Source organism: Streptomyces avermitilis MA-4680 = NBRC 14893 (assembly GCF_000009765.2).
GTDB lineage: Bacteria > Actinomycetota > Actinomycetes > Streptomycetales > Streptomycetaceae > Streptomyces > Streptomyces avermitilis.
This window is the reverse complement of sequence record NC_003155.5, coordinates 8086432-8109605: the sequence shown is the minus strand read 5'-3', so window position 1 is coordinate 8109605 and position 23174 is coordinate 8086432. Positions and strand designations below refer to the sequence as shown.

Sequence of the window (23174 nt, the reverse complement as noted above, 5' to 3'; positions counted from 1 at the left end):
CTGAACTGCCCAGCATGCAGTATCGAGGTACCGAATCGCACCACGGGGTCCACTCCCGGTGAAGGAGTGGACCCCGTGCGTTGCGGTGTCCGGCGTCAGCCGGAGACGACCGGCAGGACCGAGCCGCGGTACTTGTCCTCGATGAACTTCTTCACCTCGGGCGAGGTGAGGAGCTTGGCGAGTTTCTCGACCCGCGGGTCGTCCTCGTTGCCCTTCTTCACGGCCAGGAGGTTGGCGTACGGGTTGTTCTCCGCCGACTCCAGAAGGATGGCGTCCTTCGTCGGGCTGAGACCCGCGTCCTGGGCGTAGTTGTTGTTGATCACCGCGGCGGCCAGGTCGTCGAGCGAGCGCGGCAGCTGGGCGGGTTCCAGCTCCTTGAACGTCAGGTGCTTGGGGTTGGACGTGATGTCCGCGGGGGACGCGTCCGTGCCGGCGCCCGCCTTGAGCGCGATGACGCCCTTGGACGCGAGGAGCTTGAGGGCGCGGCCCTCGTTGGTCGTGTCGTTGGGTACGGCGACGGTGGCTCCGTCGGCGAGCTTCGTGACGTCGGTGACCTTCTTCGAGTACACGCCCATGGGCGGCAGGTACGCCTTGACGACGGGGACCAGGTCGGTGCCCTTGGCCTTGTTGAAGTCGTCGAGGTAGGGCTGGTTCTGGTAGAGGTTCGCGTCCAGTTCGCCTTCCTGGAGGGCGGTGTTCGGCAGGACGTAGTCCGTGAACTCCTTGATCTCCAGGTCGAGGCCCGCCTTCTCGGCGAGGTCCTTCTTGATGTACGCGAGGACCTCGCCGGCGGGGACGGCGGTGGCGCCGACGACGAGTGCGTCGCCGTCGCCACCGCTCTTCGCGGAGTCGGAGTCGGAGCCCGAGCCGCAGGCGGTCAGGCCGAGTCCGAGGGCGAGTGCGGCCGCCGCCGCGGAAATGACGGGCTTACGCATTGCTGAGAGCTCCTCAGAAGGACGGGATGACGGAGCCGGCGTACTTGTCCTCGATGAACTTCTTCACCTCGGGCGAGGTGAGGAGCTTCGCGAGCTTCTTGACGCGCGGGTCCTTCTCGTTGCCCTTCTTGACCGCGAGGAAGTTGCCGTAGGGGTTGTCCTTCGGGGACTCCAGGACGACGGCGTCCTTGGCCGGCTTGAGGCCCGAGGAGATGGCGTAGTTGCCGTTGACCACCGCGGCGTCCACGTCGTCCAGGGAGCGCGGGGTCTGGGCCGCCTCCAGCTCCTTGAACTTGAGGTTCTTGGGGTTCTTGGTGATGTCCCCCGGGGTCGCTTCGTTGCCCACGCCGCTCTTCAGCGTGATGATCCCGTTGGCGTCGAGCAGCTTGAGCGCCCGCGCCTCGTTGACCGTGTCGTTCGGGATGGCGACGGTCGCACCGCTCTTGAGGTCGTCGGCCTTCTTGACCTTGTGGGAGTAGAGGCCGAGCGGTTCCAGGTGCACCGTGACGACGGGCACGATGTGGGTGCCCTTCTTCTTGTTGAAGTCGTCGAGGTAGGGCTGGTTCTGGAAGTAGTTGGCGCCGACGGAGCCGTCCTCGGTCGCCGTGTTCGGCGTGACGTAGTCGGTGACCTCCTTGACCTCCAGGTCCAGGCCCGCCTTCTTCGCCAGGTTCTTCTTGACGAAGTCGAGTATCTCGGCGTGCGGGGTGGGACTCGCGGCGACGATCAGCGGGCCACTGGTGTCGGAGGCGGAGTCCTTGTCCGAGCCGCAGGCCGAGAGCCCGAGGGTGAGGGCTCCGGCGGCGAGGACAGCGGTGGTGATCTTGGCGGTGTTACGCACGAAAAGTGCCTTTCCTGATGGGTGGAGCGACCCCGTCTTGGGTGGTACGGGGAGTTCGGGGAGGGGGTGACTCAGGCGACCTTGCCGACGTCGGCCGTGGCCGCCTCGCCGGTGGGGGCGTCGGCCGCGGGCGTCCTGTCCGCGGGCGCCTTGTCCTTCAGCAGCCTGAGCTTCGGCGCGACACCGGACCGGCCGCCGCGTCGGTGCAGTCCGCGGGCCGCGTAGTCGCCGGCGAACTGGATGAGGGAGATGACGACGGCGAGGATCGCCACGGTGATCCACATCAGGCCGGTCTCGAAGCGCTGGTAGCCGTAGCGGATGGCGATGTCGCCGAGGCCGCCGGCGCCGACGGTGCCGGCCATCGCGGAGTAGCCGATGAGCGCGACGATGGTGGTGGTCGCCGACGAGATCAGCGAGGGCAGGGACTCCGGCACGAGGACCCTGCGGACGACGGTCCAGGTGTTGCCGCCCATGGACTGCACGGCCTCGACGAGTCCGCCGTCCACTTCGCGGACAGCCGTCTCGACCAGACGCGCGAAGAACGGGATCGCGCCGATCGCGAGCGGCACGATCGCCGCCTCACGGCCGATGGTCGTCCCCGTGATGGTGCGGGTGAAGTTCATCAACGCCACCATCAGGATGATGAACGGCAGTGAGCGGGCGACGTTCACGATCTGCCCGACGACCTTGTTCGCCACGACGTTCTGGAGGAGTCCGCCGCGGTCGGTCAGGACGAGCAGGAGGCCGAGCGGGAGTCCGCCGACGATCGCTATGAGCGTGGACCAGCCGACCATGTAGAGCGTGTCCCAACACGCCTGGGACAGCAGCGGCTGCATCTCGGACCAGGTCACTTGGCACCTTCCTTCACCAGTACGGACTCCTGGTCCGACTTGTCGACGACGTCGATCTGCAGACCCTGTTCGCGCAGGAAGCCGATCGGCACCACGTTGTCCTCGTAACGGCCGGGCAGTTCGATGCGCATCCGGCCGACCTGGAGGCCGCCGACGGTGTCGATCGCGGCGCCGAGGATCGAGATGTCGATGTTGTACGTGCGCGAGAGCTGCGAGATGACGGGCTGGGTCGCGGCCTCGCCGTGGAAGGTGACGTCGACGACGGTGCGGTCGTCGCCGGAGGCGTCGCCGGTCACCGGGAAGAGCGCCGACGCCAGTTCGGAACCGGGGGTACCGAGGAGTTCGCTGACGGTGCCGGACTCGACGATGCGGCCCTTCTCCATCAGGGCGGCCGAGTCGCAGATGCTCTTGACGACGTTCATCTCATGGGTGATGAGCAGGACGGTCAGGCCCAGCTGCCGGTTCAGGTCGCGCAGCAGCTGGAGGATGGAGCGGGTGGTCTCGGGGTCGAGGGCGCTGGTGGCCTCGTCGGAGAGCAGCACCTTCGGGTCGCCGGCCAGGGCGCGGGCGATGCCGACGCGCTGCTTCTGGCCGCCGGAGAGCTGGGCGGGGTAGGCCTTGGCCTTGTCGGTGAGGCCGACCAGGTCGAGGAGTTCGAGGGCCTTGCGGCCGCGCTCCCGGCCGGAGACGCCGAGGATTTCGAGCGGCAGCTCGACGTTGTCCTGGACGGTGCGCGAGGACAGCAGGTTGAAGTGCTGGAAGACCATCCCGATGTGGCTGCGCGCCGTGCGGAGCTCCTTGCCCGCGCGCGGGCCGCGGCCGGCGAGGGCGGTGAGGTCCTGTCCGGCGACGGTGACCGTGCCGGAGGTGGGACGCTCCAGGAGGTTGACGCAGCGGATGAGCGAGGACTTGCCGGCGCCGGACTGGCCGATGACGCCGTAGACCTCGCCTTCGCGGACGTGCAGATCGACGCCGTCGAGGGCGGTGACCTCGCGGCCGCGCGAGCGGTAGACCTTGGTGAGGCCCGTTGTCGTGATCACTGGGGTTTCCGTCACTGTCGAGTGCAGGGCGTGGGTGTGCGCCGGGCACGGATGCATTCGGTCGGGAACGCGGCACGGTTCTCGCGATGGCGATGGAACCGGGGGGGAGAACGTGTGCGCGGGCAGCCCGGGTCACGTACGGGGTACGGACATGGGGCGGCGGTCTCGCTTCGGGGCGCGAGACCAGGCGGTGGTGCGGGGGCCCTCTAGAAGGCGCACATTCGACACATACAGCGAGCACCGGGCGTCATGGTCGCCTCGGTCGCAAGGGTGCGGCTGCTCGTCGTGGTCATGGGATCAAGTAAAGCAGACGCACAGCGGAGGCCCGCCAGTGCTGTCCGAATAGCGGACAGCCGTGGACAGCTTTCGGCCTCGGCCGGAGATCCTCACCCGCCGCTGGTGACCAGTGCGGACAGGGCATGGGGTCCCTCCCTACGGGTCGGCGTCCGGCTCGGCCGCCTCATGGGTTGTGGCCAAGGCCACGGTGGCCGCCCCGGCGGTGCGGCCGGCGCAGGCCGGCGGCGGACCGGGTGCGGCGGACCTGCCCCCGAGGCCGGGACGGCTCGGCGGTCGGGCCCGCGCGCGTGGGGCCTTTTGGCCCGTAATAGGGTCACGGCATGCTTGATGCCCTGACCGTGGTGACCGCCGTCGCCGCGCTGCTGCTCACCGCCTGGTGCGGCTGGGCCGCCTACCGCGATCAGCCGACCAAGGACTGGCACTTCATCGGCATGGCCGTGGTGTCGCTGCTCGCCGTGGTCCAGCTGGTCGTCGGCGTCGTCCAGCTGGCGCGCGGCCAGCAGCCGGAGCAGGGCACGACGATCTTCGTGGCGTATCTGCTGGGCGCCTTCGCCTGCGTTCCGGCGGCGGGCTTCATGTCGCTGGCGGAGCGCACGCGGTGGGGTTCGATCACCGTCGCCGCCGGTGGCGTGGTCCTCGCCGTGCTGGAGGTGCGGCTCTATGACATCTGGGGAAGCTGAGATGACGGCCACGCAAGAGACGAAGCCGGCCAGGACCCGGCTGATCGGCGGCCCGGGCATGCTGCTCGTGTGGCTGTACGGCGTCATGGTGGTCGGCGCCGTCTCGCGCTCCGCGGTGCAGATCTCGACGGAGTTCGACAAGGCGCCGCTCGCCTACTCGCTCTCCGCGGTGGCGGGCGTCGTCTACGGCTTCATCACGTACTCGCTGGTGCGCGGCGGCGAGACGGCCCGCCGGGCGGCGCTGGTGTGCTGCGCCGCCGAGCTCGTGGGCGTACTGACGGTCGGGACGTGGACGCTGGTCGAGCCGTCCGCGTTCCCGGACGCGACCGTGTGGTCCGACTACGGCATGGGGTATCTGTTCATTCCCGTGCTGCTGCCGTTGTCGGCCATGTACTGGCTCCGGAAGCGGGAGCGCTCCGCCGGGAGCCGGTAGGAGACGGCGGTCCGTCCCCGGGAGCCGGAAGGAGACCGCGGTCCGTCCGTTGCGAAGCTGCGGGACGTCTGTGGCTGGTCGCGCAGTTCCCCGCGCCCCTTCGGGGGCGCGGACGTGGAAGCGCCCGCTGGGACACGGCCGGCCCTCGGGAGGCGGCGTGTCGGGTTCGCGTCGCCGCGCCCCTGAATACGTAGTCGCCGCGCCCCTTCGGGAGCGGCGACATGTCTACGCCGTTGTCGCGTAGGTGCCCGCCGGCTTCTCCAGGACGATCATCGGGACTCCGTCGGCGCCCTTCGACGTGCCCACCGTCTCGTAGCCCACGCGCCGGTAGAGGCGGAGGTTGCCCTCACTGCGGTGGCCCGTGTGGAGGCGGAAGCGGGTGGCGCCGCGCTCCCCGGCCAGGGCCGCCTCGGCCGCGCGCAGCAGCCGGGCGCCGATGCCGTGCCCCTGGAGACGGGGGTGCACACAGAGTTTGCCGATGGACGCCGCGCCGTCCTCGGTCACGGTGCCGCGCACCGAACCGACCACCTCGTCGCCCAGCCGCGCCACGAACACGCAGTCGCCCGCGACCTCCGCGCGGACCGATTCGAGGGACTGGACGAGCGGGTCGATGCGGTAGTTGCCGTACAGGGCGGCCTCGCTCTGGAAGCAGAGGTACTGCAGCCGGAAGATCTGCTCGGCGTCCCGCTCGGTCGCCACAGAGATGGTCACGCTCATGCCCATGTGTGCACGCCTCCCGCTCACCTGCTCGCCAGTTGTCCCTCACTCCTATCCCCGCGGTTCACGGGCCGCAACCTCCGCGGACAGCAATCTGCGCAGACATCCCAGGCATCTGGAACGTTCCGGGCCCAGACTGCCCTGTGAGATACCCAACTCGCCTGCGATTTCGCGATACGTGAGGTCCTGGGGAGACAGCAGTGCGGCCATGAGGCGTGGGCAGCGGCCGGGCAGCCGACGCACGGCGGCGTGCAGGGCACGATGGCGAGCGGCGGTCAGCGCCTGCTGTTCGGGGCCGGCCGCGCCGTCGTCGGCGGGTTCGGAGCCGTACGGCAGCTCGAGACGGGCGGTGCGGCGGCTGCGGCGCACCTCCGAGCGGACGGCGCGGCGTACCCAGCCTTGCGGATCGACGAGGGGGCCGTCGGATTCGAGGCGCTCGAGGAGACGCAGCCAGACGGCTTGTTCCAGGTCGCTCTGGTCGGTACCGGCCGCATATGCCTCCGCCGAGGCCTCGGCGGCGAGCAGCGGGCGCAGGGTGGCAACCATGTCGTGGGTCATATGCGGCGGGACGCCGCCGCCCCGGCGGGAGGTTGCCGGGGCGGCCGACTGTCACTCCAACCGGGGGCGCGGAGCGATGGGTTGACCGCGGGACCTCAGCCCTCGGGAAAGGCCCCCGCTCAGCCGTTCAGGAAGTCCGCGCGGGCCAGGAGCGCGGTGTCCGCGTTGTCCGAGAAGACCCCGTCGATGCCCGTCCCGAAGTACGTCTTGAAGGCGCCGAAGACATCGCCGTAGGCGTTCGCGTCGGTGCCCTTCTTGAAGTTGGTCGGCAGGAAGGTGTTCTCGTTGCGCATGGTGTACGGGTGCAGGATCAGGCCCGCGTCGTGCGCGTCGGCGACGAGCGTGGTCGGCGTGGTGAGGTTGCCGCTCGCGTCCTTCGGGATGACCAGGTCGAGCGTCGGCCCGATGCCCTGCGCGTACGAGGCGATCCACGCCAGGCCCTCGGGCTTGACGAGGTCGGCGACGGTGCGCGGGTCGCCCGCCTCGACGAAGTCCCAGGGGCGGGTGTTCGCGGCGGACAGCAGCACGACGAGCGGGTTGCCGACCAGTTTGTTCAGACGCTGGATGCTGCTCGGCTCGAAGGACTGGATGATGACGGGCGAGTTCTTCTTGTCCTTGCCGTACTTGCGCAGCAGCTTGGCGACCCGCTCCTCCAGGCCGAGGCCCAGCTTGCGGAAGTAGGTGGGGTGCTTGGTCTCGGGGTAGATCCACACCTGCCTGCCGCGCTTGCGGGTCTGCTCGTCCTGCCACCGGAGCACCTCTTCGAAGGTGGGGATCTCCCAGCGGCCGTTGTAGATCGTGTTGCGCTGGCGGGTGGCGGGGATGCGCTCGACGGCGCGCAGGGTCTTCAGCTCGGCGAGCGTGAAGTCCTCGGTGAACCAGCCGGTGGTGGCGACCCCGTCGAGGGTCTTGGTGGTCCTGCGGTCGGCGAACTCGGGGTGCGCCGAGACATCGGTGGTCCCGCCGATTTCCGGCTCGTGACGGCATACGAGATGGCCGTCCTTGGTGGGCACCAGATCGCCGGCCTCGACGACGTGCGCACCCAGGTCGAGGGCCAGCTCGTAGGAGCCGAAGGTGTGTTCCGGCCGGTAGCCGCTGGCCCCGCGGTGACCGATGACGGTCGGCTTCGGCAGACTCCGGTAGCCGCCGCCCCCGTGCCGCTCGTCCGCTCTCGCCGCGGCGGGCAGTCCGAGGACCGCTCCGCCCGCGCCGAGCACCGCGGCCCCCAGCAGCGCCCGCCGCCCGGTCCCCCGCCCCGGCTCGTCCGACCGCTGTGTCCGTCGTGTTTCCTGCGTCCCCATGAGCGCTCCTCCGCCACACCGCCCTGCACCTGTCAAATCTGGTCGATCGTAGGTGTGCTCGAGTGACGGAGGGGAGACCTGCGGCAGAACACACGGGTGACGCTGGATGTCGCACGAGATGCCGTACGGGTTCGGACAGTTGACGGCTCGCCGGGTTCGGGGGCGCGGCAGGGGGCACCCGCGGGAGGGACGGGCCGCGCCCGACGGCGCGATCTCCGTCACACCGTGTCGTCCGCGTGAGGACCCCGCAGCGGGGCGCCACCGCAGGTAAACGTGCGTCAACAGTGCGTATCCAGTCGGTGAACCCGATGTGCAATCACCCGGGGGGCGCGAGTATCGTCCTCACCTGCACATACTCATACCGTTCGTTGACACCGGAGGGCCCGTTGTCCCGCTTCGTGCTCATCAAGGCAGTGCTCGGACCGATCATGCGCCTGATGTTCCGCCCACGGGTGGAAGGTGCGGAGCACATCCCGGGCGAAGGTCCGGTCATCCTGGCCGGCAACCACCTCACGTTCATCGACTCGATGATCATGCCGCTCTTCTGCGACCGCCAGGTCTTCTTCATCGGCAAGGACGAGTACGTCACCGGCAAGGGCATCAAGGGTCGGCTGATGGCCTGGTTCTTCACCGGCACCGGGATGATCCCCGTCGACCGTGACGGCGGCCGCGGCGGTGTCGCGGCGCTGATGACCGGCCGCCGGGTGCTGGAGGAGGGCAAGGTCTTCAGCATCTACCCGGAGGGCACCCGCTCCCCCGACGGCCGGCTCTACCGCGGTCGTACCGGTATCGCCCGCCTCACCCTGATGACCGGCGCCCCGGTCGTCCCGTTCGCGATGATCGGCACCGACAAGCTCCAGCCGGGCGGCGCCGGTTTCCCGCGCCCCGGCCGGGTGACGGTCCGCTTCGGCGAGGCGATGGAGTTCTCCCGCTACGAGGGCATGGACCGCGACCGCTATGTGCTGCGCGCCGTGACCGACTCCGTGATGGCCGAGGTCATGCGCCTTTCGGGTCAGGAGTACGTGGACATGTACGCCACCAAGGCGAAGGCGGCGTAGCGGCTCCGCCCACACCGTGAAAGGCCCGTCCCGGCTGTCGCCGGGGCGGGCCTCACCCGTTCGTACCCCTACGCCTCGAGTTTCTGGCCGCGCAGCAGGAACCAGGCCGCGACCGCCGTCGCGAGCAGTACCGCCGCGCCGGCGCCCGCCGCGAGCGCCAGCCCGTCGACGAAGGCGGCGCGGGCCGAGGACAGCACGGCCTCCGCGGTGTGCGCGGGCAGCCCCGCCGTCGACTCGACGGCACCACCGAGGGATTCGTGGGCCTGTGCCGGGGTGCCCGCCGGGCCGTGGAAGTCCCGGTAGACGCCGGTGACGATCGAGCCGAGCAGTGCGATGCCGAGGGCGGCGCCGAGTTCGTACGCCGTCTCGGAGACCGCGGCGGCGGCGCCCGCCTGGTCCTTGGGCACGCTGGAGAGGATCACGTCGGCGGTCACGGTGAACGAGAAGCCGGCGCCCACGCCGACCACGAGCAGCGCGGTCCCGAGCAGCGGGTAGCCGGTCGACTCGCTCAGCAGGGTGAGCGCGGCGAGTGCCAGGCCGACGGCGGCGAGACCGCCCGAGACCACGGCCCGCACCGAGTACCGGCGGGCGGCCCGCCCCGCGGCCAGGCCGGCCGCCACCGCGCCGACGGCGGCGGGGACTTCGGCGAGGCCGGCCTCGAACGGGGGCCTGCCCTGGACGAGTTGCAGGTACTGAGACAGGAAGAAGATGAGTCCGGACATGCCGAGCACGGTCAGCAGATCGGCGAGCACGGCCGCGGAGAAACCGCGGTTGCGGAACAGCCGCATGTCCAGCAGGGGCTTGGGCATGACGAGTTGGCGTCGTACGAAGCCGAAGAGGGCGGCGGCGCCGAGCGCTCCGGCGGCCAGCGCGTCCAGGGAAGGCCCGTGCGAAGCGGCCTCCTTCACCGCGTACACGATGCCGATCATGCCGACGAGCGAGAGGACGACACTGCTCAGGTCCCAGGGTCCGGGATCCGGATTCCGCGACTCGGGCAGGAGTCTGATGCCGACGAGGACGAGGACGATCATCACGGGGAGGTTGATCAGGAAGACCGAGCCCCACCAGAAGTGCCCGAGCAGGAAACCGCCGACGACCGGACCGACCGCGGTGCCGGCGGAGGCGGTCGCGCCCCAGACGCCGATGGCGAAGCTGCGTTCGCGCGGGTCGTGGAAGAGGTTGCGGATGAGGGCGAGGGTGGCGGGCATCAGGGTCGCGCCCGCGACGCCGAGCAGCGCCCGCGCCAGGATCATCAGCTCCGGTGTGGTGGCATAGGCGTTGAGCACGGATATCGCGCCGAACGCCGTGGAGCCGATGAGCAGCAGCTTCTTGCGGCCGATGCGGTCGCCGAGGCTGCCCATGGAGACGAGCAGGCCGGCGATGACGAAGGAGTAGACGTCACCGATCCACAGGAGCTGGGTGCCGGAGGGCTTCAGGTCCTCGCTGATGTACGGGGTCGCGAGGCCGAGGACGGTCGCGTCGACGGCCACGAGCAGCACGGCGAGGACGAGGACGGAGAGCGCGAGCCACCGGCCCGGGCGCTGCTCCACCTCCGCCACGGACGCCGGCCGCAGGGTGCTGGTCATGATTCCTCTCTCCGTAGCGCACCGCCGAGCAGCAGTTCGACGGTCATATAGGAAAAGTCCTTGGCGGCCACGCGGCCGTCCAGCACGGCCCAGGCGCCCGAGGCCATCAGGCCGTAGAGCGCCTCGGTGAGCCAGGCCGGGCTGAGGTCGATGCGGAACTCGCCGCTCTCCTGGCCGCGCCGGAACAGCGCGGCGATGCGCGCGTCCAGCCGGGCCCAGCCCTCGTGCTGGGCGTCGCCCTCGAAAAGCTGGTTCTCGGTGTAGAGGAAGGCGAGCAGCCGGGCGGCGGGCTCGATCTCGCTCACCAGCCGGCGTACGGCCTCGTTCGCGGTGCCCGCTTCCAGCCGGGCCGCGTCCAGCGCCGCCTCGCACTCCCGGATGCCCAGCTCTTCGAGCGCCCGGACGAGGGCGTCCCGCCCCGCGAACTGGCGGTGCAGCGTGGCCCGGCTGATCCCGGCCGCCTTGGCGACCTCGTCCATGGTGGCGGTGGACTTCCGGGTGAGCAGGTCCGCTGCGCTGCGCAGCACGTGTTCGCGATCGACAGCCATGAGACAAGCATAGACCAAGTGAGACATCTTTGTCTCATGAGGAGCGTATGCGTCTCACCTTCGTGTCGTTCACGGGGGTGAGTGCTCAGTGCCAGGGCAGCTGCCCGCGCCGCTCCCAGTACGTGCGCGGGTCCTCGGCGAGGGCGTCGAGGCGGGCGACCTGCTCGTCGTCGAGGTCGACGACGGCCGCGTGCAGGTTCGAGGCGAGCTGGTTGGTGGTGGCCGCACCGGAGAGGACGACTCCGGCCCAGGGCTGCCGCAGGACGAACGCGAGGGCGACGGCGTCGGCGCCGAGGCCCGCCTGCTCGGCGATCTCCCGCACCGGGCCGGGCGCGTGCCCGCCCGCCAGACGGCCGTTGGCCATGCCCTCCTTCACGATCACCGTGAGCCCGGCGTCCTGGGCTTCGGCGAGCGCGGGTCCGGCCGAGGTCTCGAGGACGTTGTACGTGGACTGGACGGTGCGGAAGAGGGGTGCGCCGTCGACCGTCACGGCGAGCGCGGCACGGATGGCGTCGGCCTGGGCGGGGCCGCTGGTGGAGAACCCGACGGTGAGTCCCTCGGCCGCGGCCTCGGCCAGCTCGGCGTGGAGTTCCTTGTCGGTGAGGGCCGGACTGTCCGGGGTCACCGAGTGGATCTGGTAGAGGTCGAGCCGCTCGCCGAGCAGCCCGGCGGTCTCGGCGCGCTGCCGTTCATAGGTGGCGGCACTGTGGTCCTTGACCTCGTGCTGCTCGGCGTCCGTGGTCCAGTCCGCCGTGTAGGTGTAGCCCCATTTGCTGCCGACGACGATGTCGTCGATGCCCGGCCGGGCGTTCAGCCAGTCCGCGAGGAACTCCTCCGAGCGGCCGTAGGAGCGCGCCACGTCGAAGTAACGGACGCCCTGGGCATAGGCGGCGTCGAGCAGTTCGTGGGTGCGGGCGCGCAGGGCCTCGACGCTGCGTACGGCGGGAAGGTCGTCCTCGCGGCCGAGGTTGATGTAGCCGGGGCGGCCGACGGCGGCCAGGCCGAGGCCGATGTGGGCGGTGGGAGTCGTCGCTGCGCTCAGGCGGGCGAAGGGCATCGCGGGCTCCGTTCGGTCGGCTCCTCTACGGCTCCGGACCAACCTATCCCGCGATTCCCTCGCTACACCCGACCTGCTAGTTCTTCTGCTTCGCGGTGGCCCAGGCGTGCTGTGCCGCCACGTCCGTCCTGACCTCGGCGAGCTGGACGGCGACCGCGCTGGGTGCCGTACCGCCGCGGCCGTCGCGGGAGGCCAGGGCGCCCGGGACGTTGAGGACGCCGCGCACCTCGGGGGTGAGGTGGGACGAGATCTTCGCGAACTGCTCGTCGGTGAGGCCGTCCAGCTCGATGCCCTCGCCCTCGGCGACCTTCACGCACTCGCCCGCGACCTCGTGCGCGACCCGGAACGGCACGCCCTGCTTGACCAGCCACTCGGCGATGTCGGTGGCGAGCGAGAACCCGGCCGGGGCCAGCTCCTCCATGCGCTCACGGTGGACGGTCAGCGTCGCCATCATGCCGGTGAAGGCGGGGAGCAGGACTTCGAGCTGGTCGCAGGAGTCGAAGACCGGCTCCTTGTCCTCCTGGAGGTCGCGGTTGTACGCGAGCGGGAGGGCCTTGAGCGTCGCCATCAGGCCGGTCAGATTGCCGATCAGGCGGCCCGACTTGCCGCGCGCCAGCTCGGCGATGTCCGGGTTCTTCTTCTGCGGCATGATCGACGAGCCGGTGGAGAAGGCGTCGTGGAGGGTGACGAAGGAGAACTCCTTCGTGTTCCAGATGATGACCTCCTCGGCGATCCGGGAGAGGTTCACCCCAATCATCGCGGTGATGAAGGCGAACTCGGCGACGAAGTCACGGGAGGCCGTGCCGTCGATGGAGTTGGCGACCGAGCCGTGCTCGAAGCCGAGGTCCTTCGCGACCGACTCCGGGTCGAGGCCGAGGGAGGAACCGGCGAGGGCACCCGAGCCGTACGGCGACACGGCCGTGCGCTCGTCCCACTGGCGCAGCCGCTCGGCGTCCCGGGACAGCGCCTGGACGTGCGCGAGGACGTGGTGGGCGAAGAGCACCGGCTGGGCGTGCTGGAGGTGCGTGCGGCCGGGCATCGCCACGTCCGGGTGGGCCTCCGCCAGTCCGATCAGCGCGTCCTGGAGGTCGGCGAGGAGGCCGCCGATGACGCGGGCGTGGTCGCGCAGGTACATGCGGAAGAGGGTCGCGACCTGGTCGTTCCGGGAGCGGCCGGCGCGGAGCTTGCCGCCGAGGTCGGGGCCGAGGCGCTCCAGCAGGCCGCGCTCCAGGGCGGTGTGGACGTCCTCGTCGGCGATGGTGCCCACGAAGGTGCCGTCCGCGACATCGGCTTCGAGCCGGTCGAGGCCCGCGAGCATACGGTCCAGCTCGTCGTCCGTGAGGAGGTTCGCCTTGTGCAGCACGCGCGCGTGGGCACGCGAACCTGCGATGTCGTAGGGCGCGAGCCGCCAGTCGAAGTGGACGGACGCGGACAGCTTCGCCAGGGCCTCGGCGGGACCGTCGGCGAAACGGCCGCCCCAGAGCCGTACGTCACCGCTGTTGCTGCTCACTTGCTGTGCTCCTCGGAGGGTGGTGGTTGTGCGGCCGCCTCCCCACTTGTCGAGTGAGGAGGCGGCCATCACGCTACTGCTTCGGGAAGATCGCTACCGCTTACGCCAGGTCGCGCTTGGCGGCGATCTTCGACGACAGGCTGTAGATGTCGATGAAGCCCTTGGCCGCGGCCTGGTCGAAGCTGTCGCCCGTGTCGTACGTGGCGAGGTTGAAGTCGTAGAGCGACGTCTCGGAGCGCCGGCCGGTGACGACGGCGCGGCCGCCGTGCAGGGTCATCCGGATGTCGCCGTTGACGTGCTGGTTGGCCTCGTCGATGAAGCCCTCCAGGGCGCGCTTGAGCGGGGAGAACCACTGGCCGTCGTAGACCAGCTCGCCCCAGCGCTGCTCGACCTGCCGCTTGTAGCGGGCGAGTTCACGCTCGACGGTGACGTTCTCCAGCTCCTGGTGGGCCGTGATGAGAGCGATCGCGCCCGGAGCCTCGTACACCTCGCGGGACTTGATGCCCACGAGCCGGTCCTCGACCATGTCGATCCGGCCGACGCCCTGGGCGCCGGCGCGCTCGTTGAGCTGCTGGATCGCCTGGAGCACGGTGACGGGCCGGCCGTCGATGGCGACCGGGACGCCCTCCTTGAAGGAGATGACGACCTCGTCGGCCTCGCGGGGCTCGGCCGGGTTCGAGGTGTACTCGTAGATGTCCTCGATCGGCGCGTTCCAGATGTCCTCCAGGAAGCCCGTCTCGACCGCGCGCCCGAAGACGTTCTGGTCGATGGAGTACGGGGACTTCTTGGTGGTGGCGATCGGGAGCCGCTTCTCCTCGCAGAAGGCGATCGCCTTGTCCCGGGTCATCGCGTAGTCACGGACCGGGGCGATGCACTTGAGGCCGGGGGCGAGGGCGACGATGCCGGCCTCGAACCGCACCTGGTCGTTGCCCTTGCCGGTGCAGCCGTGGGCGACCGTGGTGGCGCCGTGCTTCTGGGCGGCGGCGACGAGGTGCTTGACGATGGTCGGCCGGGAGAGGGCGGAGACCAGCGGGTAGCGGTCCATGTAGAGGGCGTTGGCCTTGACCGCCGGGAGGCAGTACTCGTCGGCGAACTCGTCCTTGGCGTCCGCGACCTCGGCCTCGACGGCACCGCAGGCGAGCGCGCGCTTGCGGATGACGTCCAGGTCCTCGCCGCCCTGGCCGACGTCGACCGCGACGGCGATGACCTCGGCGCCCGTCTCCTCGGCGATCCAGCCGATGGCGACGGAGGTGTCCAGACCACCCGAGTAGGCGAGTACGACGCGCTCGGTCACGGGCTTCTCCTCACACTGCAATCACTGACATGCATGAGTATGCAGGGCTCTGCATGATTCGTCAATCTCGGGCCGTCCGATCGAAATCTCAGGAAGCCTTGAACGCAAGAAACCGCTTTCCCGTACTTCTCGCCGAACGCAGGCGCCGCGTTCGTCAGTCAAGTCACCCCCGATCCGAGTGAGGCATCCGCATGTCCAGGGCTCTTCCGAAGTACAACAAGCGTCGCGTCGCGCTCATCGGCGGCGCCGCCGCCGTGGTGCTGTCCGGTGCGGTGATCGCCGGCTCCGCCCTCGCCGGGGAAACATCCAAGAGCAACGGCACGAGCGCCAGGACGCTGGCCGACACCGGCACGATCGCGTGCCCGGACGTCAAGTCGCAGCTGCCCAGCGTCCCGGCCTCCGCGCAGGCCGAGGTCGACCGCAACCTGGCGCTCCTGGACACCCAGCTCGCCGAGGCCAACAAGCGGCTCGTCGACACCGTCGGCCAGGGCGGCGCCAACTTCGTCCAGAACGCCATCCTCGGCCCGCTCGCCGACAAGCGGAAGTCCACGATCGACCGCATCGCCATCTCCATCGGCCGCACCGCCGAGAAGCCCCAGGGCCTCGACGCGCTCGCCGAGTGCGCGCTGAGCACGGACGGCGCGGCCGGTACGGGCGACGAGGCGGGTGCCGGCGACGAGGCGGGCGCGGGCGAGGAGGCCGGGGCCGGCGAAGAGGCCACGGCGGCGCCGAGCGCGACGGCCACGGACGCGGCGGACGACGGCGCGGGCGAGGCGGGCGACACCGGCGACGACGCGACCGGCGTCGGGACCATCAGCTGCCCCGACGTGGCCTCGCAGCTCCCCGCGATCCCCGCCACCGCGCAGGCCGAGGTCGACCGCAACCTGGCGCTCCTGGACACCCAGATCGCCGAGGCCAACAAGCGGCTCGTCGACACCGTCGGCCAGGGCGGCGCCAACTTCGTCCAGAACGCCATCCTGGGCCCGCTGGAGGACAAGCGGATCGCCACCGTCAACCGCATCGCCACGGCCATCGGCCGCACCGCGGAGAAGCCGCAGGGCCTCGACTCCCTGGCCGCCTGCACGCTCAACGAGTAGTGCACGGCGCTGTGGCCGCCCCGCGAAGCGCCGGCCGGGGCGGCCACGGTTTCGGTACGGGCAGTACTGCCGGTACTGCCGGTACTGCAAGCACCCGCACGGATTCCGGTACTGCCGGTACCCGCACGGATTCCGGTACCGCCGGTACCGCCGGTACCCGTACGACCCGTACGACCCGCACGACCCGATCCCGCCATTCCTTAGACAGGCGAAAGATCTTCCCCGATAATCGTTAGACATGGGAAAGACTTATGAGCGCATAGACGGCCGGCTGCGTACGTTCATCGAGGCGCAGCACCTCTTCTTCACCGCGACCGCGCCCCTGTCCGGCGACGGCACGGTCAACCTCTCCCCCAAGGGGCTCACGGGCTCCTTCGCCGTCATCGACGAACTGACCGTGGCCTATCTGGACTTCGCCGGCAGCAACGCCGAGACCATCGCGCACCTGCGCGAGAACGGCCGGATCACCCTCATGTGGTGCGCCTTCCAGGGCCCGCCGAACATCGTCCGGGTGCACGGCCGCGGCGAGCCCGTCTTCCGCGACGACCCGCGCTTCGGGCAGCTGCTCACCCACTTCCCCCGCATCGACCCCGCCCCGCACGGCCTGCGCGCGATCATCGTGGTGACGGCGGAACTCGTCCGGGACACCTGCGGCTACGCGGTGCCCTTCATGTCGTACGACGAGGACCGCGATCTGCACGGAAAGCGCTTCGCGCGCGAGGACGACGACTCGCTGAGCGCCTACTTCCGGAAGAAGGAGCACGTGGCGACCAGCCTGGATGGCCTACCCGGGCTGCCGTTGCCGCTGCCGCCCACTACGGTCTGAGCCATGCGCCCTGGTGTCGTCGCCGCCCTCGCGTCCGTCTCCCTCCTCACCCTCGGTGGCGCGCCGGGCACCGCCCGGGCCACCCTGCCCGAGCTGATGGCCGACACCGGCGGCGGCACCCAGCTGATCACCGCGCAGGCGCTCCGCGCGGACGCGACCACCGGCACGGTCACCTGGTGGGACCGGCAGGACGGACACTGGGTGAAGCGCGGCTCGGCGGCCGCCCGCTTCGGCGCGAAGGGCCTCGTCGAGGGCACCGCCCGCAAGCAGGGCACGAACACCACACCGACCGGCCTGTACGACCTGCCGTACGCCTTCGGCATCAAGGCGGCGCCGAGCGGTACGACGGCCACGTACCGCCGGGTGCACCAGGACTCCTGGTGGTGCCAGGACAACGACTCCCTGTCGTACAACCGCTGGACCGAGCCGCGCCCCGCCGACTGCCGCCCCGCCGAGTCCGAGCACCTCGTCTCCTACGAGGCGCAGTACGCGCACGCCTTCGTCATCGGCTTCAACTACGCGCGGCCGGTGCGGGGGCGCGGCGCGGGGATCTTCCTGCACGTCAACGGGAGCGGAGCCACGGCCGGTTGTGTGTCGGTGCCCGCGGAGGCGATGCGGCAGATCCTCACCTGGGCCGAACCCCCGAGGCTGCCGCACATCGCCATCGGGACGGCGAGCGGGACGACCGCGCTCACCCGGTACTAGGTCCGGTCCGGACCAGAGCCTGTCCGGACCAGAGCCTGTCCGGCGGGCCGGCCTAGTACCGGGCGGGCAGCCGGACCGTGAAGGTCGTGGTGCCGGGGCGGCTCTCCAGTGCGACGCTTCCGCCGTGGGCCTCCACCACCGCCGCCACGATCGACAGGCCCAGCCCGGCGCCGCCGCCCGTGCCGTCCGTGCGGCGGCGGTCCGCGCGGGTGAAGCGTTCGAAGACGCCCGGCTGGATGTCCTCGGGGACGCCGGGGCCGTCGTCGTGCACCGTCAGGACCGCCGTCCGGCCGTCGGACTCCAGCGCCACCGTCACCTTGGTGCCGACAGGCGTGTGCAGACGCGCGTTGGCCAACAGGTTGGCCCCCACCTGGTGGAGGCGGTGGGCGTCGCCCGGCACCGTCACCGGTTCCTCGGGCAGTCGCAGCGCCCAGCGGTGGCCGGGGCCCGCGGCCCGGGCGTCCGTGACCGAGTCGAGGACCAGACGGGTGAGGTCGACGGGAAGCCGCTCCAGCGGGCGGCCCGCGTCCAGCCGGGCGAGGAGCAGCAGGTCGTCGACCATCTCGCCCATGCGGGCGGACTCGGCGGCGATGCGTTCGAGGGCGCGGGTCACCTTCGGCGGGACCGGGCCGGGATGCAGCAGCGCCAGTTCCGCGTGACCGCGCACCGAGGCCACTGGAGTGCGCAGCTCATGGCTGGCGTCGGCGGCGAAGGTGCGCAGCCGCTCCTCGCTCGCGTGCCGTTTGGTCAGCGCGTCCTCGACATGGCCGAGCATGCGGTTGAAGGCGGACGCGACGCGGCCCACCTCGCTGCGCGGGTCGGATTCGGGAGCGCGCGGCGGCAGGGCGACCTCGCCGCTGGCGAGCGGGAGTTCGCTGACCGTCGTGGCGGTCGCGGCGACCCTGTTCAGCGGGCGCAGCGACCAGCGCACCCACAGGGCCCCGGCGACCCCGGCGACCGCGAGGGCCACGGCGAGCACGCCGGAGGCGACCAGTTCCAGGCGGTGCACGGCGGCGTCGACCGGCTCCATGGGCAGCCCGGTGATCAGGACGTCCCGGTCCAGTCCGCGCGCCGCCATCACCCGGTAGTCGCCGAGGGCCGACAGGCAGACGGAGTGTCCCCGGCCGTCGGCCGGGACATGGGCCAGGGCTTTCGCGTCGGCGGTGGTCAGGGTCACGTTGAGGTCGGTGGTGTCCGCGCCGGAGGGGACGACCGCCGCGTTGGTGACGTCCCGGCCGACCAGCCGCGCGCCGAAGGTGCCGGTGCTCTGCCGGCGTGTGTCGCCGTGTTCGTCTCCGTCGTGGTCCGACCTGGGTGCGTCGCCCCCGTGCTCCAGGCTCGCGGGGAACCGCACTCCCACGTCGTGGAGCTGCTGGTCGAGGCGGCCGGTGAGGAAGCCGTTCAGCTCGTACACGGCGGCGACGCCGACGGCGGCGCAGCTGACGGCGAGCAGCACCACCAGTCCGGCGGTGAGCCGCGCCCGCATCGTGCGCGGACGCGGCAGCCCGCGCACGACTGCCCGCACCCGTGGCCATCGCCCCGCCCAGGACCGCCACCGTGACCTCATCGCCCCGCCACCGGCTTGATCACGTACCCGGCGCCCCGCACCGTGTGGATCATGGGTTCGCGGCCCGCGTCCACCTTCTTGCGCAGGTAGGAGATGTAGAGCTCCACGACATGGGCCTGCCCGCCGAAGTCGTACGACCAGACGCGGTCGAGGATCTGCGCCTTGCTGAGCACGCGGCGCGGGTTGCGCAGCAGGAACCGCAGGAGTTCGAACTCGGTCGGCGACAGCTCGATCAGCTCGCCGCCGCGGGTCACCTCGCGGGCCTCCTCGTCCATGACGAGGTCGCCGACGATCAGCCGCGGCCCTTCGTCCAGCTGCCGGGCCATGCCGGCGCGGCGCAGCAGTCCGCGCAGCCGGGCGACGACCTCCTCCAGGCTGAACGGCTTGGTGACATAGTCGTCGCCGCCCGCGGTGATGCCCGCGATGCGGTCCTCGACGGCGTCGCGCGCGGTGAGGAAGAGGACGCAGACGTCCGGCCTCACGGTGCGCAGCTCGCGCAGCACGGCGAAGCCGTCGGTGTCCGGGAGCATCACGTCGAGGACGACGGCGTCGGGCAGCAGGTCCCGCGCCTCGTCGACCGCGCGGGCGCCGTCGCCCGCCGCGCGGACCTCCCAGCCTTCGTAGCGCAGGGCCCCGGAGAGGACCTCGGCCAGGTCCGGGTCGTCGTCGACGACGAGGACGCGTACAGGGGTGCCGTCGGGCCGGGTGAGCGCGGGCCGGCCGTTGCCTCGGGAGCGGGGAATGTTCATGTCGTCCTCCAGCATCACCCCTCGCGGAGCCCGCACCCCCGCCCGCGGCCTCTGAGTTTCCTCTGAGTCCGCCCTCCTCGTCCCTCTCGGTTTCCTCTGAGTCCCCGCTGAACGCGCCTGTTCAGAGCTTCCTCAGAAGTTTTGGACGCACAGTTTCAGCCCGGACAGCCGGAAGGACGGACAGATGACCACGGTGTACGAGCGGGCCGCTCTCCCGCGCCCGACACAAGGGCGAAAGCGCCCCCGGCCCTCGCCCGCGGGGCCGCCGCTCGCCCTGCTCTGGGCGGGAGCCGCCGCGGTCGTCGCCCTGTGGTGGTACGACACGCGGTCGGTGGTGGGCCTCTCCGGATGGCTCACGGACGCCGGGCGGATCACCGGGCTGCTGTGCGGCTACAGCTGCGCGGTGCTGGTGGCGCTGATGGCGCGGGTCCCGTTTCTGGAGCGGCGCACAGGCTCCGACCGGGTGGCCCGCTGGCACGCGATGGCCGGCCGGTACACGGTCTGTCTGCTGGCCGCGCACGTCACGCTGATCCTCTTCGGGTACGCCGCCCAGGACGGGGCGGGCATCGTGCGCGAGACGCTGAGCGTGGTGTTCGACTATCCGGACATGCTCGAGGCCACGATCGGCACGATCGTCCTCGTCGCCGTCGGGATCACCTCGGCGCGTGCGGCGCGCCGCCGGATCAGCCACGAGTTCTGGTACTACGTGCACCTGCTCACGTACGTGGCCGTGTTCCTCGCCTTCTTCCACCAGCTCGCGCTGGGCTCCGACCTCGTCGGGAACTCCGCGGCCCGGGCCGCCTGGTACGTGCTCTACCTGGGTACGGCCGCGCTGGTCGGGTGGTTCCGGCTGCTCGCGCCGGTGCGGCTCAACCTGCGTCACAGGCTGCGCGTGGAGTCCGTGCACCGGGAGGCGCCCGGCGTCTTCTCCATCGTCGTGCGCGGGGAACGGCTGGACGAACTGGACGCCCGGCCCGGGCAGTTCTTCCGCTGGCGGTTCCTCGCGGACGGGATGCGGTGGACCTCCACGCCGTACTCACTGTCGGCGCCGCCCCGGGCCGGCCTGATGCGGATCACCGTGAAGGCGCTCGGCGACCACAGTGCCGCCGTGGGGCTGCTGCGGCCCGGCACCCGGGTGTGGGCCGAGGGCCCGTACGGCTCGCTGACCGCCGACCGGAGCACGGCGTCCAAGGCGCTGCTGATCGCGGGGGGCGTCGGCATCACCCCGCTGCGCGCCCTGTTCGAGACCCTGCCCGGCCAGGTCACCCTGGTCTACCGGGCGCGCACGGCCGAGGACCTGGCACTCGGCGGTGAGCTGGAGGCCATCGCGAAGTGGCGTGGGGCGCGCCTCCTGTACGCGGTCAACGGCGCCGACGGAACGCGTCCGCGGTTCACCGCCGAGTCCCTGCGGGAGACCGTGCCGGACCTCGCCGAGCACGACGTCTACCTGTGCGGGCCGCCCGCGATGGCGCGGGACCTCTACGCGGCGCTGAGCGCGGCGGGGGTCCCGGACCGCCGTATCCACCACGAGTCGTTCGAACTGTGAGGCCGTCGTGCACGCCCTGAAGAAGAACCGTCCGCTGCGCCGGGTGACGCTGGCGGCCGCCGGTACGGTCACCGGTGTCGTCCTGCTGCTCTCGCTGAAGCCGCACACGCCACCGGCCGTGGCCCAGGCGTCCTCGCCGTCCGGCCAGTCCCAGTCCCAGTCCCAGTCCTCCGGCAGCTCTCCCGGCGGTTCCTCCGGAGGCTCCTCCGGCGGCACGAAGAGCACGGGCACCAGGACCGTGACCGGTGACACGGTCCAGACCCGCTGGGGCCCCGTCCAGGTGCGTGTCACGGTGCGGAACGGCGTGATCACCGAGGTGACCGCGGTCGCCTGTCCCCAGGAGAACCCGAAGGACCGGGAGATCAACAGCTACGCGATCCCCCAGCTCAGGCGTGAGGCGCTGGCCGCGCAGAGCGCGCAGATCGACTCCGTCTCCGGTGCCACGTACACGAGCGACGGATACAGGCAATCACTCCAGTCGGCACTGGACTCGGCGGGCCTCTGAACGCACGGGCGTCGTGGACCGTATCTCTGGGCCAGGGGGCCACTCCCCTCGCCCCGTCCCCACGGACGACCACGGAGGAAACCGTGTCCACGATCGCCGGTGGTCGCGCCGCGCGGCGCCAGACCATGCGCCGCATCCGCCCGCGCCGCTCACCCGCCGTCCCGCTGCTGCTCGCCGTCTGGGCGGGCGCGGCCGGGGTCATCTGGCTGTGGTGGAGCAACACCCCGTCCATCGCGGACGACAACAGCAAGATCCTCAACGCGGGACGGATCACCGGTCTGCTCGCCGGCTATCTGATGGCCCTCGTCGTGCTCCAGATGGCGCGGGTGCCCGCGCTGGAGCGCCGGGTCGGCTCCGACCGGGTCGCGCGCTGGCACGCCATGAGCGGCCGGTACACGCTCTGCCTGGTCCTCGCCCACCTCGTCCTGACGATGTGGGGGTACGCGCTCCAGGCCGGCAAGACGTTCAACGACATCGTCCAGCAGACCATCGACTCCATCAACCAACTGCCGGACATGGGCCAGGCCGCGATCGGCACCGGTCTGCTGGTGTTCATCGGGCTGATCTCGATCGGCGGGATCCGCCGCAGGATGCCGTACGACGCCTGGTACCACATCCACCTGCTCACCTACGCGGCCGTGTTCCTGACGTTCTGGCACCAGCTGTCCACCGGCAACGACTTCGCCGTCCAGCCGGCCGCGAAGACCGCCTGGTACGCGCTGTACGGGTCGGTGACCGCGCTGGTGATCTGGTACCGCATCCTCGCGCCGATCCGGCTGAACCTGCGTCACCGCATGCGGGTCGAGGCCGTGATCGAGGAGACGCCCGGCGTCGTGTCGGTGCTGATCAGCGGGCGGAAGCTGCACCGCATGGGCGCGGAGGCCGGGCAGTTCTTCCGCTGGCGCTTCCTCGCGCCGGGCATGCGGTTCAGCTCGCACCCGTACTCGCTGTCGGCGGCGCCCCGCCCCAACATGCTGCGCATCACGGTGAAGGCGATCGGCGACCACAGCTCCGCGCTGCGCGAACTGGAGCCCGGCACCCGCGTGTGGGCCGAGGGCCCCTACGGCGCGTTGACCGCGGACAAGCGCAGCCGCGGCAAGGTGCTGCTGGTGGCCGGCGGCGTCGGCATCACGCCGATGCGGGCGCTGTTCGAGACACTGCCCGGCGCGGCCGGCGACCTCACGCTGCTCTACCGGGCCAACACCACCCAGGACCTGGCCCTGTGGGACGAGCTGGCGACGATCGCCGAGGAGCGCGGCGCCCGGCTGATGTACGCGGTCAACAGCCCGGAAGGGGAGCGCCCGGACATCTCGGCGGAGACCCTGACCCGGAAGCTGCCGGACATCGACGATCACGACGTCTTCATGTGCGGGCCGCCCGGCTTCGCGCAGCAGGTGTTCGAAGCACTGCGCGGCGCGGGGGTCCCCGCCCGCCGCATCCATCACGAGTCGTTCGAGATGTGAGCGACGGGAG

The 23174-nt window shown here is 70.9% G+C and carries 23 protein-coding genes; 9 read left to right on the top strand and 14 right to left on the bottom strand.

The annotated features are described in order from the left end of the window. Window positions 1-95: 95 nt before the first annotated feature. The 4 genes from SAVERM_RS34875 to SAVERM_RS34860 form a co-directional block, all read right to left on the bottom strand. Window positions 96-935: a MetQ/NlpA family ABC transporter substrate-binding protein gene (locus tag SAVERM_RS34875; RefSeq protein ID WP_010988191.1), complete on the bottom strand. Its 840-nt coding sequence runs from the start codon at window positions 933-935 to the stop codon at window positions 96-98. Window positions 936-948: 13 nt separating this feature from the next. Further along, complete coding sequence (locus tag SAVERM_RS34870) at window positions 949-1776, bottom strand: MetQ/NlpA family ABC transporter substrate-binding protein (protein ID WP_010988190.1); 828 nt, start codon at window positions 1774-1776, stop codon at window positions 949-951. A gap of 71 nt (window positions 1777-1847) precedes the next feature. Next, window positions 1848-2627 carry a methionine ABC transporter permease gene (locus tag SAVERM_RS34865; protein WP_010988189.1) on the bottom strand — a complete coding sequence of 260 codons (780 nt, stop codon included), beginning with the start codon at window positions 2625-2627 and terminating at the stop codon, window positions 1848-1850. Then, window positions 2624-3667, bottom strand: a complete 1044-nt coding sequence (locus tag SAVERM_RS34860; RefSeq protein ID WP_037646523.1) for a methionine ABC transporter ATP-binding protein — start codon at window positions 3665-3667, stop codon at window positions 2624-2626. Before SAVERM_RS34860 ends, SAVERM_RS34865 begins: the two co-directional genes overlap by 4 nt. A 617-nt stretch (window positions 3668-4284) precedes the next feature. On the opposite strand from SAVERM_RS34860, the gene SAVERM_RS34855 reads away from it, so the two are divergent. Both SAVERM_RS34855 and SAVERM_RS34850 read left to right on the top strand, forming a co-directional pair. Beyond that, entirely contained in the window at window positions 4285-4644 is a 360-nt protein-coding gene (locus tag SAVERM_RS34855; RefSeq protein WP_010988187.1) for a hypothetical protein, read from the top strand. A gap of 1 nt (window position 4645) precedes the next feature. After that, the gene (locus tag SAVERM_RS34850) at window positions 4646-5077 is read left to right on the top strand and encodes a hypothetical protein (protein ID WP_037646520.1); all 432 of its coding nucleotides are present in this window, start codon (window positions 4646-4648) and stop codon (window positions 5075-5077) included. Between the two features lie 225 nt (window positions 5078-5302). On the opposite strand, the gene SAVERM_RS34845 is transcribed toward SAVERM_RS34850, so the two are convergent. From SAVERM_RS34845 to SAVERM_RS34835, 3 genes are all read right to left on the bottom strand, one after another. Beyond that, window positions 5303-5800: a GNAT family N-acetyltransferase gene (locus SAVERM_RS34845; RefSeq protein ID WP_037646517.1), complete on the bottom strand. Its 498-nt coding sequence runs from the start codon at window positions 5798-5800 to the stop codon at window positions 5303-5305. Between the two features lie 45 nt (window positions 5801-5845). Beyond that, entirely contained in the window at window positions 5846-6352 is a 507-nt protein-coding gene (locus tag SAVERM_RS34840) for an RNA polymerase sigma factor (RefSeq protein WP_010988184.1), read from the bottom strand. Window positions 6353-6471: 119 nt separating this feature from the next. After that, window positions 6472-7653, bottom strand: a complete 1182-nt coding sequence (locus SAVERM_RS34835; RefSeq protein WP_010988183.1) for a glycerophosphodiester phosphodiesterase — start codon at window positions 7651-7653, stop codon at window positions 6472-6474. 308 nt (window positions 7654-7961) lie between these two features. Here SAVERM_RS34835 and SAVERM_RS34830 point away from each other — a divergent pair, with 308 nt between their 5' ends. Next, complete coding sequence (locus tag SAVERM_RS34830; RefSeq protein ID WP_078234579.1) at window positions 7962-8711, top strand: lysophospholipid acyltransferase family protein; 750 nt, start codon at window positions 7962-7964, stop codon at window positions 8709-8711. Window positions 8712-8779: 68 nt separating this feature from the next. Here the strand turns inward: SAVERM_RS34830 and SAVERM_RS34825 are convergent, their stop codons facing one another. The 5 genes from SAVERM_RS34825 to SAVERM_RS34805 all read right to left on the bottom strand — a co-directional run bounded on the left by SAVERM_RS34825 (window position 8780) and on the right by SAVERM_RS34805 (window position 14706). Beyond that, window positions 8780-10297 (bottom strand): MFS transporter, encoded by a 1518-nt coding sequence (locus SAVERM_RS34825; RefSeq protein ID WP_010988181.1) that lies wholly within the window; start codon window positions 10295-10297, stop codon window positions 8780-8782. Continuing rightward, the gene (locus tag SAVERM_RS34820) at window positions 10294-10845 is read right to left on the bottom strand and encodes a TetR/AcrR family transcriptional regulator (RefSeq protein ID WP_037646515.1); all 552 of its coding nucleotides are present in this window, start codon (window positions 10843-10845) and stop codon (window positions 10294-10296) included. The genes SAVERM_RS34825 and SAVERM_RS34820 overlap by 4 nt, the downstream gene beginning before the upstream one ends. An 85-nt stretch (window positions 10846-10930) precedes the next feature. Further along, complete coding sequence (locus SAVERM_RS34815; RefSeq protein ID WP_037646512.1) at window positions 10931-11902, bottom strand: aldo/keto reductase; 972 nt, start codon at window positions 11900-11902, stop codon at window positions 10931-10933. A gap of 76 nt (window positions 11903-11978) precedes the next feature. Continuing rightward, complete coding sequence (gene argH / locus SAVERM_RS34810; protein WP_010988178.1) at window positions 11979-13412, bottom strand: argininosuccinate lyase; 1434 nt, start codon at window positions 13410-13412, stop codon at window positions 11979-11981. Between the two features lie 100 nt (window positions 13413-13512). Beyond that, window positions 13513-14706, bottom strand: a complete 1194-nt coding sequence (locus SAVERM_RS34805; RefSeq protein WP_037646511.1) for an argininosuccinate synthase — start codon at window positions 14704-14706, stop codon at window positions 13513-13515. A gap of 191 nt (window positions 14707-14897) precedes the next feature. Here SAVERM_RS34805 and SAVERM_RS34800 point away from each other — a divergent pair, with 191 nt between their 5' ends. The 3 genes from SAVERM_RS34800 to SAVERM_RS34790 all read left to right on the top strand — a co-directional run bounded on the left by SAVERM_RS34800 (window position 14898) and on the right by SAVERM_RS34790 (window position 17334). Beyond that, entirely contained in the window at window positions 14898-15803 is a 906-nt protein-coding gene (locus SAVERM_RS34800; RefSeq protein WP_010988176.1) for a hypothetical protein, read from the top strand. Between the two features lie 238 nt (window positions 15804-16041). Further along, window positions 16042-16629, top strand: coding sequence for a pyridoxamine 5'-phosphate oxidase family protein (locus SAVERM_RS34795; protein WP_010988175.1), 588 nt, complete (start codon window positions 16042-16044; stop codon window positions 16627-16629). Window positions 16630-16632: 3 nt separating this feature from the next. After that, window positions 16633-17334: a L,D-transpeptidase family protein gene (locus SAVERM_RS34790; protein WP_010988174.1), complete on the top strand. Its 702-nt coding sequence runs from the start codon at window positions 16633-16635 to the stop codon at window positions 17332-17334. Window positions 17335-17386: 52 nt separating this feature from the next. Here SAVERM_RS34790 and SAVERM_RS34785 read toward each other — a convergent pair whose 3' ends face one another. Together SAVERM_RS34785 and SAVERM_RS34780 are read right to left on the bottom strand one after the other, a co-directional pair. Further along, window positions 17387-18901, bottom strand: a complete 1515-nt coding sequence (locus SAVERM_RS34785; RefSeq protein WP_010988173.1) for a sensor histidine kinase — start codon at window positions 18899-18901, stop codon at window positions 17387-17389. Continuing rightward, window positions 18898-19650 (bottom strand): response regulator transcription factor, encoded by a 753-nt coding sequence (locus SAVERM_RS34780; protein WP_037646669.1) that lies wholly within the window; start codon window positions 19648-19650, stop codon window positions 18898-18900. The genes SAVERM_RS34785 and SAVERM_RS34780 overlap by 4 nt, the downstream gene beginning before the upstream one ends. A 184-nt stretch (window positions 19651-19834) precedes the next feature. Here SAVERM_RS34780 and SAVERM_RS34775 point away from each other — a divergent pair, with 184 nt between their 5' ends. From SAVERM_RS34775 to SAVERM_RS34765, 3 genes are all read left to right on the top strand, one after another. Continuing rightward, a complete protein-coding gene (locus tag SAVERM_RS34775) occupies window positions 19835-21196 on the top strand; it encodes a ferredoxin reductase family protein (RefSeq protein ID WP_010988171.1) in 1362 nt (453 codons plus the stop codon). Window positions 21197-21203: 7 nt separating this feature from the next. Then, complete coding sequence (locus SAVERM_RS34770; RefSeq protein ID WP_010988170.1) at window positions 21204-21701, top strand: FMN-binding protein; 498 nt, start codon at window positions 21204-21206, stop codon at window positions 21699-21701. A gap of 125 nt (window positions 21702-21826) precedes the next feature. Continuing rightward, on the top strand, window positions 21827-23164 hold the full coding sequence (locus SAVERM_RS34765) for a ferredoxin reductase family protein (protein ID WP_042494615.1): 1338 nt from the start codon (window positions 21827-21829) through the stop codon (window positions 23162-23164). Window positions 23165-23174 lie beyond the last annotated feature (10 nt).